At 75.5% G+C, this 12,333-nt stretch carries 9 protein-coding genes; 3 read left to right on the top strand and 6 right to left on the bottom strand.

What is annotated here, in order from left to right; genetic code table 11:
* Positions 1-59: 59 nt before the first annotated feature.
* Genes BKA00_RS06485 through BKA00_RS06475 form a run of 3 tightly spaced genes read left to right on the top strand, consistent with a single transcriptional unit; the run spans position 60 to position 5,525 of the window.
* The gene (locus BKA00_RS06485; RefSeq protein ID WP_221493034.1) at positions 60-791 is read left to right on the top strand and encodes an ABC transporter ATP-binding protein; all 732 of its coding nucleotides are present in this window, start codon (positions 60-62) and stop codon (positions 789-791) included.
* On the top strand, positions 788-4,363 hold the full coding sequence (locus BKA00_RS06480) for a DUF4253 domain-containing protein (RefSeq protein WP_185024045.1): 3,576 nt from the start codon (positions 788-790) through the stop codon (positions 4,361-4,363). The genes BKA00_RS06485 and BKA00_RS06480 overlap by 4 nt, the downstream gene beginning before the upstream one ends.
* Before the next feature lie 22 nt (positions 4,364-4,385).
* Entirely contained in the window at positions 4,386-5,525 is a 1,140-nt protein-coding gene (locus BKA00_RS06475) for a VldE C-terminal domain-containing protein (protein WP_185024044.1), read from the top strand.
* 7 nt (positions 5,526-5,532) lie between these two features.
* Here BKA00_RS06475 and BKA00_RS06470 read toward each other — a convergent pair whose 3' ends face one another.
* From BKA00_RS06470 to BKA00_RS06445, 6 genes are all read right to left on the bottom strand, one after another.
* Complete coding sequence (locus tag BKA00_RS06470; protein WP_185024043.1) at positions 5,533-7,500, bottom strand: ATP-binding SpoIIE family protein phosphatase; 1,968 nt, start codon at positions 7,498-7,500, stop codon at positions 5,533-5,535.
* Positions 7,501-7,593: 93 nt separating this feature from the next.
* Positions 7,594-8,367, bottom strand: a complete 774-nt coding sequence (locus BKA00_RS06465) for an SDR family oxidoreductase (protein WP_185024042.1) — start codon at positions 8,365-8,367, stop codon at positions 7,594-7,596.
* A gap of 42 nt (positions 8,368-8,409) precedes the next feature.
* A complete protein-coding gene (locus BKA00_RS06460; RefSeq protein WP_185024041.1) occupies positions 8,410-9,270 on the bottom strand; it encodes a spermidine synthase in 861 nt (286 codons plus the stop codon).
* 43 nt (positions 9,271-9,313) lie between these two features.
* On the bottom strand, positions 9,314-10,342 hold the full coding sequence (locus BKA00_RS06455) for an ABC transporter ATP-binding protein (RefSeq protein ID WP_185024040.1): 1,029 nt from the start codon (positions 10,340-10,342) through the stop codon (positions 9,314-9,316).
* On the bottom strand, positions 10,326-11,360 hold the full coding sequence (locus BKA00_RS06450) for an ABC transporter ATP-binding protein (RefSeq protein ID WP_185024039.1): 1,035 nt from the start codon (positions 11,358-11,360) through the stop codon (positions 10,326-10,328). Before BKA00_RS06450 ends, BKA00_RS06455 begins: the two co-directional genes overlap by 17 nt.
* Positions 11,361-11,367: 7 nt before the next feature.
* Complete coding sequence (locus tag BKA00_RS06445; RefSeq protein WP_185024038.1) at positions 11,368-12,330, bottom strand: ABC transporter permease; 963 nt, start codon at positions 12,328-12,330, stop codon at positions 11,368-11,370.
* Positions 12,331-12,333: the final 3 nt, after the last annotated feature.

Genomic DNA, 12,333 nt, shown 5'->3' with positions numbered 1-12,333 from the left:
GGACCCCCGCGGAACCTAGGTTCGTCCAGGTGAGAGGCGGCATTCCACGGAGGGGAACCATGACCACGATGACGGCCGAGGCGACCGCGGAGGCGGTGGGCCTGGACGCGGTCACCAAGTCCTACGGGGCCGTGCGGGCCCTGGACGGCGTCACCTGGACGTTCCGCCGCGGCGGGTTCACCGCGGTGATGGGGCCGTCCGGGTCGGGCAAGAGCACGTTCCTCCATTGCGCGTCCGGACTCGACCGCCCGAGCGGCGGCACGGTCCGGATCGGCGGCGTGGACATCGGCGGGCTCGGCGAGGCGAAGCGGACGCGGCTCCGCCGGGAGCGGATCGGGTTCGTGTTCCAGGCGTTCAACCTGGTCCCGTCCATGGACGTCGAGCAGAACATCACGCTCCCGCTGCGGCTCGGCGGCGCGGAGCCCGACCCGGCCCGGCTGGAGGAGATCGTCCGTCGGGTGGGCCTTGCGGACCGGCTGCGGCACCGCCCCGCCGAGCTGTCGGGCGGGCAGCAGCAGCGCGCCGCCCTCGCCCGCGCCCTGATCACCCGCCCCGAGGTCGTCTTCGCCGACGAGCCGACCGGCGCCCTCGACCCGCGCACGGCACGCGACGTCCTGCGGATGCTGCGCGAGGCCGCCGACCTGACCGGCCAGACGGTCGTCCTGGTCACCCACGACCCGATGGCCGCCGTGTGGGCCGACTCGGTGCTGTTCCTCAGCCGCGGCCGCATCGTCGACGAGCTGGCCTCCCCGACCGCGTCCGCGGTCATGTCCCGCTGGGAGACGCTGTGAAGCGCGGAGCAGGGAAGGGCGGAGGGGCGTTCGCCGGGATCTTCGTGGCGCTGGCGTTCGCGGCGACGCTCGTGGGGGCGTGCGGGGTGCTGCTGGAGTCGGCGCTGCGGGCGCACGCGCCGGTCGAGCGGTTCGGCGCCGCCGCGGCGGTCGTGACCGGCCCGCGGAGCGTCACGGACCGGTTGGGGAGGTTCGCGGACGAGCCGGAGGAGCAGAGCCGGCCCCTGACCGAGCCCGCCCCCGTGCCGGTCGCGGCCGCGGCGAGGCTGCGGGCCGTTCCGGGCGTGCGGGACGTGGTCGCGGACGTGTCCTTCCCCGCCGTGCTCTCCTCGGGGCGGCCGGTGGCGGGCCACGGCTGGGAGTCCGCCGCGCTGCGGCCCTACCGGCTGAGCGCGGGCCGCGCTCCGCGTGCGCCGGACGAGGTCGTGCTGAGCCGGTCGTCGGGCGCCGCGCCCGGGGCGGTGGTCCGCGTCCAGGTCGACGGGCCGGCCCGTCCCTACCGGGTGTCCGGGCTGGTCGCCGAGGGCCCCGACGCCGCGTTCTTCACGGGGGCGACGGCGGCGGCCCTCGACGGGCGCCCAGGCTTCGCCGACGCCCTCGCGGTGCTCGGCGACCCCGACGAGGACGCGCTCCGCGGGGCCGTTCCCGGGCTCGCCGTCTCCTCCGGCGCGGCGCGCGGTGACGCCGAGGACCCGGCCGTCGCCGCCGCGCGCCCCGACATCGTGGAGCTGTCCGCCTCGCTCGGCGGCGTCGCCGTGCTGACCGCGCTCGTGGTCGTCGGCGGCCTGATCGTGCTGTCGGTGCGGGAGCGGGCGCGCGAGTTCGCGCTGCTGCGGGCGGTCGGCGCGACGCCGGGGCAGGTGCGGGGGCGCCTCCTGCGCGAGACGCTGCGGGTCGGGGCGCCGGCCGCGCTGACCGGCGGCGCGCTGTCCCTCGGGGCGGGCGCCGCGATGCACGCCGCGATGGTCCGCGAGGGCGTCCTGCCGGACGGCTTCGGGCTCGCGCTCGGACCGCTGCCCGTCCTCGCGGCGGTCGCGGTCACGCTGGTCGCCGCCACCGCGACCGCGTTCCTCGCCTCCCTGCGGCAGTCGCGGATCCGGCCCGTGCAGGCGCTCGGCGAGGCCGCCGCCGAGAACCCGCGCCTGCCCCGCTGGCGCGTCGTCACCGGCGCCGCCTTCCTCGTCGCCGGCCTCAACGCGCTCGGCTTCTCGGCGGGCGCCACGGGCGCCGCCGCGAACGCCTCGATCGGCGGCCTGGTCATCTCGCTGGTCGTCGCCACGGCCTTCCTCGGGCCGCTGGTGGCGCGGGCCGGGAACCGGGTGCTCGGCCGCGCCGCCCGGGCCGCCTCGCCGGTGGCCGGGAGGATGGCCCAGCACGCGGCCGGCGCCGCCGCCCTGCGCGCCGGATCGCTGATCACCCCGGTCGCCCTGGCCGTCGCGTTCGCGGGCGTCCAGCTCTTCGCGCAGTCCACCGTCGCCCACGCGGCGCGGACGCAGGCGCAGGACGGGAACCGCGCCGACCAGATCGTCGTGGCGGCGGGCCCCGGGCTCCCGTCCGGCGTCGCCGAGGCGGCGCGCCGCGTCCCCGGCGTGACGGCCGCGACGCCGGTCAAGCGCACCACCGTCGTCATGGCGGTCAAGGAGCTGGGCGAGAAGAACCTCCGCTCACTGAACGGCAGCGGCGTCGGCGCGGACGCCGCCGCCGCGCTGGACCCGGGGGTGTCGTCCGGCCGCCTGGGCGACCTGCGCGGCGACGCCGTCGCGCTCAGCCGGGACGTCGCCGGCGGCCTGCGCGTCGGCGCGACCGCGTCGCTGTGGCTCGCGGACGGGACGCGGATCCGGGCCCGCGTCGTGGCCGTCTACGACCGCGGCCTCGGCTTCGGCGACGTGCTGCTCCCCCGCGACCTCGTGGCGGCGCACTCCGCCTCGCCGCTCGACGACCGCGTCCTCGTCCGCGGACGGGCGGACCTGAGCGCGGTCACCGCCGCCTACGCCGGGGCCACGGTTCTCAGCCCCGACGCCTTCCAGGCGGGCCTCTCCCAGGAGATCAGGCTCCAGGGCTTCGTCAGCCTGCTGGTGGTCGCGGCGATCACGGGCTTCATCCTCATCGGCCTCGTCACGACGCTGGCGCTGGCGACGGCGGCGCGGCGCCGCGAGTTCGCGCTGCTGCGGCTGGTGGGCGCCACCCGCCGCCAGGTCCTCCGGATGCTCCGCTTCGAGGCCGCGATCGTGCTCGGCACCGGGATCACGGCCGGCGCCCTCATCGCGGCGGTGACCCTGACGGCGTTCGCGGCCCGCGTGACCGGCCTCCCCCTGCCCTCGGTCCCGCCCGTGACGTGCGCGGTGATCCTCCTCGGCGTGGCCGGATCCGGCGCCGCCGCGATCCTCCTCCCGGCGCGCGCCGTGCTGCGCCGGCGCACCCCCTCCCTCCCTCACCTGAAAGGCGCCTCCCGTGAGCAACTCCACCCGCTGGACCCTGATCTGCATCCTCATCGGCGTGAACGTCCTGTCGAACCCGGTCCTCGGGGACGGCTGGATCCAGATCGCCGTCAGCGCCGTCACCGGCCTCGCCGCCGTGGCCGTCCTGATCGACCTGCTGCTCCGCGGCCGCCGCGAGCCCTGACCCCCACGGGGCCGCCCGGCCCGACGGCCGAACCGCACGGCTCACCTCCCGGGCGGCCCCCGCCGCCGTTACGATCGCCACTGGCATGCTCTGTACCGGAACGGCGTGAAATGGATGATGTGGAGGTCCGGCACCTGCCGGGCGATCTGCCGCAGCTGTTCGACGGCGGCGCCGGGGACGGCGCGCCCGTCCGGACGCTGTCGGTTCCGCTGCCCGACGGGGATCTGGTCTGGCCCGATCCCGGGTACCCGCAACGGCAGGTCCTCCTGCGGCCCGCGTTCTGGCTGAGCGACGAGCCCGCCGGCGGCGAGACGTGGGCGCGGTTCCGCGCCGAGCACCCCCGCTCCGGCCTGTGGCCGCTGCTCATGGACGAGTCCGACCAGCCCTGGGCGGCCGGCCAGATCGCCCCCGAGCCGGTCGCCGAGATCGGCAACTACCACCCCCACGCGTTCATGTACGAGGTGTGGGCGGACTGGGCCGAGCAGGCCGCCGACGACGACCACGACGACCTCGCCCCCTACGGGCGGCACTGCCCCGGCCCCGCGCCCGCCGGCGTCCCGCTCGACGACCCCGGCGCCATGGCCGACCGGCACGCCCGCGCCCTGGCCGCCCGCGGCCTGTCGCTCGGCCTGGTCGCGGTGGAACGCGGCGCCGACGCGCTCGCCGCCGTCGGCTGGCAGGGCGCCCTGAACCACAACGAGTGGACGGCGCCGCTCTCGGCCGTCCTGCGCAGCTGGGAGGACCGCTTCGGCGCCCGCGTCGTCGCGCTCGGCTTCAACACCCTGGAGCTCAGCGTGGCCGCGCCGCCCGTGAGCACCCGGCACGCCGTGCACGTCGCGGCCGAGCACTGGGCCTTCTGCCCCGACATCCTGTTCCAGGGGCCCGGCACCCTCGCCGGGTACGCCGAGGAGATCCGCGGCAAGACCAACTGGTCGTTCTGGTGGGACTGACCGGAGACGGGGGCGGGAACGGATGCGACGCAGTGGCGGGGCGCTCTCCGCGGTCATCGCGGCCGGGATCGTGCTCACCCTCGCGGCCGACGTCACCGTGCTCGCGCGGGACCGGACCGCCGGCGGGCCCCGCCGGCCCGGGAACCTGGTGTCGGTCCCCGAAGCGCCGCGGACGCCGTCCGTCGCGCCGCTGACCCGCCGCTACACACCGCACCTGCTGGTCGCCGGGACGTCCTCGCTGCCGCCCCAGGCCGTCGAGCGGGCGAAGGGGCTGAAGGGCGTCGCCGGGGTCGCGGTCGTGGACGCCGCGCGGGCGAGGGTCGGCGGCCGCCGCATGGGCCTGCTCGGCGTCGACCCGTCGGGGTTCCGCGCGTTCGCGCCCGAGCCCACCGCCGGTTCCGACCAGCTCTGGCAGACCGTCGCGTCGGGCGGTCTGGCGGTGTCGTTCGAGCAGGGCCGCGACGGGGCGCTGCCGCTCGGCGCGGTGGTCCCGGCGGGACGCAGTGCCGACCCGGCGCGAATCCGCGTCGGCGCCTACGCCTCCATGGGCATCGGCGACGTCGACGCCGTCGTGTCCCGCGCCCAGGCCCGCGCGCTGGGGCTGCCGGAGGGGAACGGCCTCGTCATCAGCGCCCCGAAGGCCGACACCGCGGCGCTGGCGAGACGCCTGAGGAAGATCCTCCCGCGCGGCACGAAGGTGGCGGCGCTGGCGGCGCCGAAGACCACCGGCCGTGCGCCGCGCAAGAGCCCCCCGCGGGTGACCGGGCGGCCGGACGGCGCGTCCGGCGACCGCTCCCCCATCACCGGCAACGCGATGACGCCCACGATGCGGACCGCGCTGCTGGAGATCGCCGGGATGTTCGGGCCCTTCCCCGTGATCGGCTGCCACCGCTCCACCGGCGATCCGCAGGACCACGGCGACGGCCGCGCCTGCGACTTCATGGAGAGCACCGGCGGCCGGGCGCCGAGCGCCGGCGCCCAGCGGCACGGCGACCAGGTCGCCCGGTACGCCGTCGCGAACGCCCGGCGGCTCGGGATCTCCTACGTCATCTGGAAGCAGCACATCTGGAACGTCCGTGGCGGCGGATGGCGGCCGATGGAGGACCGGGGAAGCATCACCCAGAACCACTACGACCACGTCCACATCTCGGTGCTGCGCTAGCCGCCCCTCAGGGAAGCGGCTGCTCGCACCACACCACCTTGCCGTTCTTGGTGCGGCGCACGCCCCAGCGCTGCGCGAGCCGCCCCACGACGTGCAGGCCACGGCCCGACTCGCTCGCCTCGTCCTCCTCGTCGTGGTGCCGGATCCGGGGGCGCCCGTCGGAGGAGTCGAACACCTCGCAGACCAGCCCGCCCTCGCGCACCAGCCGCAACCCGATGCGGCCGCCCGCGTGCCGGATGGCGTTGGTGATCAGCTCCGAGGCCAGCAGGGTGGTGGTGTAGGCCATGTCCTCCAGGCCCCAGCGGGCGAGCCGGTCGCGGATGAGGCCGCGCGCCCGGCGCACGGCGGCCGGCTCGGCGGGCAGCTCCCAGGAGGCGTGCCGGTCGGCCGGGATCCGCGCCAGCCGCGCCACCAGCATGGCGATGTCGTCGCGGTGCTGGTCGTCGTAGACGCCGTCGAGGGCCGCCTGGCACAGGTCCTCCAGGGGGCGGGCGGCTGCGCCGGGCCCGAAGGTGGCGCGCAGCCGGGCCAGGCCGTCGTCGATGTCGCGGGCCCGGTTCTCCACCAGCCCGTCGGTGTACAGGAACAGCAGCGTCCCGTCCTCGACGGTGAACTCGCGGCTGACGATGGGTCCCTGGCCGCCGACGCCAAGCGGCGGCGCGGGCGGGACCGGCAGGTACTCCGAGGCGGTGCCGGGCGGGACCAGCAGCGGCGGCAGGTGCCCGGCGCTCGCCACCTCGCACCGGCCGCTGACCGCGTCGTAGACGACGTACGCGCAGGTGGCGAAGTGGGGTTCGCGCTCGCCGAGCGTCCGCATCAGGGAGTCGAGCCGCTCCAGCGCCTCGGCGGGCGGCAGCTCCAGCCCGGCGAGGGTGTGGATGGCGGTGCGGAGCCGCCCCATCGTGACGGCGGCCTTCACGCCGTGCCCGGCCACGTCCCCGACCACCAGCGCGACCCGCGCCCCCGGCAGCGCGATCGACTCGTACCAGTCGCCGCCGACCTCGATGAGCCGGCTGCCCGGCAGGTACCGGTGGTGCACCTCCACCGGCGACGGCGCCGACAGCCCGGTCGGCAGGAGGCTGCGCTGCAGGGTCAGCGCGGTGGCCCGCTCCCGCGAGTACTGCCGGGCGCTCTCGACGAAGATGGCCGCCCGGCTGGCGAACTCCATCCCGATCTCGACGTCGTAGGCGTCGAAGGGGCGGTGCGCGACGTTGCGGGTGCAGACGAAGAAGCCGAGGACGCCCACCGCCGAGGTGATCGGCAGAAGCAGCATGGAGGCGCCCTTGAGCAGTTCGGCGACCGGGGGACGGCGCCACGAGGAGGCGAGCCGCGCCGCGCCCTCCCCGCCGAGCGCGCGCAGCACCGGCTCGCCGGACTCCAGGCACAGCGCGTGCGGGGTCCCCTCCGGGTAGACGAGGGACTCGCCGGTCGGGAACGTCGCGTCCCAGGCCGGGTCCCGGTCGTCGAACCCGATCGCCATCCGGCGCAGCTGCGGGCCGTCGGGGCCCTGCGGCCCCTCGTCGGCGTCGATGTGGCTCTCCAGCAGCATCAGCGCGCCGGAATTGCAGAAGTGCGGGACGAGCACGTCCATCAGTCCGCGCGCCAGCAATTCGAGGTCGAGCGTGGAGCCGATACGCGGGAGCGCGTCGTCCAGCAGGGCTCGGCGGATGACGGCCGGGTCGACGAACCGGTCCGCGAGCGGAACCGGCACCTTCACCACGGCCAGCGCCGCGATCTCGGGCGCGCTGCCGCTCATCGGGTGGACGGTCACGACCGCGTCGAGCATGCCGCCGACCGGGGACTCCACGGCGAGCATGGCGGTGCGCTCCCGCCCGGCCCTCAGCGCCTCCAGCAGCGGCCTGCGCGCGCCGGGGATCACCTCGTCCAGCCTGGCGCCCAGCAGGGCGTCCCCATTCGGGCACAGAACCGCGGCGGCGTTGCGGTCGAACTGGAGAATTATCCCCGACGAATCCATGCCGAGAATGAGAATTCGGGTGGACGACTCCATCGCTCGATTATGGGACATGGCGGGGCCCGATGAGGCCGATACGGGCCGGGAATCCGTCCCTTACCGTTGCGTATCGGTCTCGGTCAGGAACTGATGCCAGGTCCGCTTCCCCACGGCGCGGTCCGGCACGAGGTGATGGCCTTCCCGGAAGCCCCGCGCGGCCCGGCCCGGAAGCGGAACCGGCACCCGGACGGGACGCCGCAGCCCCCGCGCCCTCAGGTAGTCCCGCATCATCTCCTCGACCGTGAGCACCTCCGGGCCGCCCATGTCGTCGACGCGCCGGGCGGGCCCGGCGGCCAGGGCCAGTTCGGCCAGCCGCCCGGCGACCTCGCCGACGTCGACGGGCTGGTCCCGCAGCCCTCTCGGCAGCAGCACCACGCCCGGGATTTTCGTGAGCGCCGCGAAGACCGCGGCCGGCAGGGTGTGGAACTGCGTGGCCCGCAGGATCGTGTACGGCAGGCCCGATTCCTCGATCGCCCGCTCCACCGCGTACTTGATCCGGTAATACCTGTAAGGGATCTTGTCGACGCCGACGATCGAGATATAGAGCAGATGCGGCGCGCCCTGCCGCCGCGCGGCCTCGATCAGGGTCCGCGCGGCGGGCAGGTCCCGCTTGGCGTGCAGCGGGTCGCTGGCGCAGTGCACGATCGTCTCGACGCCGGCGAGAGCGTCCTCGACGCCCTCACCGGTCACCAGGTCGCCCTTGCACCAGGTCACCGCGGCCTCCGGTTCCCTGGCGCGGCGGCTGAGCGCGCGCACGTCCGCGCCGGCCTCGGCCAGCAGGCGGGTGACGGGCCGGCCGAGCGTGCCGCTCGCCCCGGTCACGAGGATCATCGTTGCTCCTTGTCGGTCGTCGGGTCCGGGGGCCGCGCTCGGTCAGGACCTCCCGAAGACCTGCGGCGGCGGGACGGGCGCGACGATCTCCTCGCCGTCGCGCAGCGGCGCGGCGCCGGCGCAGAACGCCGCGAGGTCGCCGCCGTCCAGCACGCGGGCGCGCACGCCGCCGCCCGCGGCGCGGCGCGTGAGCTCGGCCGCGGGGAGCGGCTCCCGGGACGCGGCCACGATCAGGTTCCCGAAGCGGCGGCCCCGCAGCACGCCCGGGTCGCCCATCAGCAGCGCGTGCCGGAACACCGACCGGACCGTCGCGGTCACCCTGCGGGCGAACGGCAGCCGGAAGCCGTCGGCGACGTTGGCCAGGTAGACGCCGCCGGGGCGCAGCACGCGCGCGGCGTCCAGGACGAACTCGCGGGTCGCCAGTTCCGGCGGCATCGACGCCCCGGCGAAGGCGTCCATCACGACCAGGTCGTCGGCCTCGTCCGCCAGGGCCGCGATCCCCGAGCGCCCGTCGGTGATCCGGATCCGCAGGCCGGGGACGTTCTTGACCGGCAGCTGCTCCCGGACGACCTGCACCAGCTCCGCGTCCGGTTCCAGCACCACCTGCCGCGAGCCCGGCCGGGTCGCGGCGATGTAGCGGGGCAGCGTGCACCCGGCGCCGCCGACGTGGACCGCGTCGAACGCCTCCCCGGCCAGGCCGAGCGAGTCGACCACGTCGCCCATCAGGCGCATGTACTCGAAGTCGAGGTAGGTGGGGTCGGACAGGTCCACGTACGACTGGGGGACGCCGTCGACGAGCAGCATCCAGCCGCCGTCGCGGTCGGCGTCGCGCAGCAGCTCGGCCTCCCCGCCGGCGATCTCGTAGGTTCGCGGACGGGGGCCGTGCCTGCCCTTGCGTGCCATGGCCCCCACCCTACGGACTCCGGCACGCGCGGCCGGCGACACCTCAGGCCTGCTCCGTCAGGTCCGTCAGGGCGGCCTCCGCCGCGAAGTGGCAGGCGCTGGGGTGGGCGGAGCCGTCCCGCTCCTCCAGGGCGGGCACCTGCTCCGCGCAGACGTCGCGCGCCTTCCAGCAGCGGGTGCGGAACCGGCAGCCGGACGGCGGGTCCAGCGGCGACGGCGGCTCGCCCTCCAGCCTGATCTGCTCCGCCCAGCCGGGCGCGTCCGGGTCGGGCACCGGGACGGCCGACAGCAGCGCCTGCGTGTACGGGTGGGTGGGGTGCTCGTAGATCTGCGCCTCGTCGCCGGTCTCGACGACCTTGCCCAGGTACATCACGGCGATCCGGTCGGAGATGTGGCGGACGGCGGCCAGGTCGTGCGCGATGAACACGTACGCCAGACCGAGCTCGCGCTGCAGCTCGGCGAGCAGGTTCATCACCTGCGCCTGGACCGACACGTCCAGCGCCGACACCGGCTCGTCGCACACGATGACGTCGGGCCGCAGCGCCAGGGCGCGGGCGATGCCGACGCGCTGGCGCTGCCCGCCGGAGAACTGGTGCGGGTAGCGGTTGACGTGCTCGGGGTCGAGGCCGACGAGCTCGAGCAGCTCCCGCACGCGGCCGCGCCGCTCGCCCTTCGGCGCGACCTCGGGATGGACGGCGAACGGCTCCCCCACGATGTCGCCGACCGTCATCCGCGGGTTGAGCGACGAGTAGGGGTCCTGCATCACCATCTGGACGCGGCGGCGCAGCGCCCTTAGTTCCGGCTTCGGCAGCGCGAAGATGTCGCGGCCGTCGAAGCGGACCGTCCCGGCGGTGGGGCGCTCGGCCGCGAGCAGAAGCTTGGCCAGCGTCGACTTCCCGCAGCCGGACTCGCCGACGATCCCGAGGGTCTCGCCGCGCCGCAGCTCCAGGTCCACCCCGTCCACGGCCCTGATCTGGCCGACCGCGCGCTTGACCACGACGCCGCGGGTCACGGGGTAGTGCTTGACGAGCCCCTCCACCCGCAGGATCGGGTCCTCACTCGGCTCCGGCACCGTGCACCTCCTCGGCGAAGTGGCAGGCGGCCTCGTGCCCGGGCGCGACGGTGACGAGCGGCGGCCGTTCCGCCGCGCAGAGCGCCTCGGCGCGGGGGCAGCGCGGCTGGAAGGGGCAGCCCGGCGGGAGCGCGGCCGGGTTCGGCGGCGCCCCCTTGATCGGCACGAGCGGGCCACCGCGCCGGTCCAGCCGCGGGACCGAGGCCAGCAGGCCCCGGGTGTAGGGGTGGGCGGGCCGCGCGTACAGCTCCCGGGCGGGCGCCTGCTCGGCGACCGACCCCGCGTACATGACGACGATCCGGTCGGCGACGCCGGCGACGACGCCGAGGTCGTGGGTGATCAGCACCATGCCCATGCGCAGCTCGTCCTGGAGCCCGGCCAGCAGCCGCATGATCTGGGCCTGCACGGTCACGTCGAGCGCGGTGGTCGGCTCGTCGGCGATCAGCACATCCGGCTCCAGCGCCAGCGCCATCGCGATCATGATGCGCTGCCGCATGCCGCCGGAGAACTGGTGCGGGTAGTCGCCGAGCCGCTCGGCGGCCGAGGGGATCCGCACCCGCTCCATCAGCTCGACGGCCCTGCCCGTGGCCTCCTTGCGGCCGAGGCCCCGGTGCACCCGGAACATCTCGCGGAGCTGGTCGCCGACCGTGAAGACCGGGTTCAGCGCGGTCAGCGCGTCCTGGAAGATCATCGAGATGCGGTCGCCGCGGTAGGCGCGGCGCCGCCGCTCGGGCAGGCCGAGCAGCTCCTCGCCGCGCAGGCGGACCGACCCGCGCTCGACGCGCGCGGGCGGAACGTCCAGGATGCCCATCACGGCCTGCGCCGCGACGCTCTTTCCCGACCCCGACTCGCCGAGGATCGCGAGCGTCTCCCCCTCGGCGAGGGTGTACGACAGCCCGTTCACCGCGTGCACGTCCTGGTCCCGCACGCGGAACCGGACGTGCAGGTCCTCGACGCTCAGCAGGGGCGGCTGCGGCTCCGGAGCGGGAACCGGGTCGTCCTTCAGGTCCGTGGTCATGTCTCGGTCACCGCAGCTTGGGGTCGAGGGCGTCGCGGACGGCGTCGCCGAGCATCAGGAAGCTCAGCACCGTCGCCGACAGGAACACCGCGGGGAAGATCAGCAGGTGCGGGTGGTCGACGAAGGAGTCCTTCGCCTGGTTGAGCTGGAGCCCCCAGGAGACCTCGGGGTACTGCAGGCCGACGCCGAGGAAGTCCAGCGTCGCCTCGCCGACGATCACGTGGCCCACGTTGAGGGTGGCCACCACGATCACCGGGGCGATCGCGTTCGGCAGGATGTGCCGCAGCATGATCCGCCGGTCGGACGCGCCGAGCAGCCGCGCCGCCTGCACGTAGTCCGCGTCGCGGACGGAGATCACCTGCCCCCGCATGATGCGGATCATCGTCGTCCAGCCGAGCAGGACCAGCACCAGCGTCATCGCCCACACGCCGTGCGAGGGGAACGCGACAAGGATCACGGTGGCGCCGAGCACGAACGGCAGCCCGAAGAAGACGTCGGTCAGCCGGGCGATCAGCGCGTCGACGATCCCGCCGTAGTACCCGGCGAGCAGCCCGAACAGCAGCGCGATCAGCAGCGCGAACACGGTGACGGCGACGCCGATCAGCAGCGTCGGGCGGGCGCCGTGCACGACGTGCGCGTAGTAGTCGCAGCCCGCGAGGTCGGTGCCGAACCAGTGGCCGCCGGACGGCCCGAGCTTGGCATCGTTGGGGTCGCAGCCCTCGTTGACCGCCGTGGCGGTGAACAGCCGCGGCGCCACGGCCATGACCGTCACGAGCGCGAGGACCGCCACCGATCCCCAGAAGAGCCAGCGGCGCCGCAGCTCGTGCCACGCGTCGTCCCACAGCGAGGCCCTGCCGATGGCCCCGCCGGCGACGGCGACCGCGGCGGCGCTCGTCCCCGGGGCCCCGGGGCCGGGCACCGGCTCCGGCTCCGCGCCCGGCGGCCCCGCGTCCGGCTGCTTGATGGTCATGCG

It is taken from the genome of Actinomadura coerulea, from assembly GCF_014208105.1.
In the GTDB taxonomy this organism is placed as follows: Bacteria; Actinomycetota; Actinomycetes; order Streptosporangiales; family Streptosporangiaceae; genus Spirillospora; species Spirillospora coerulea.
This window is presented reverse-complemented; position numbering and strand designations above follow the sequence as displayed.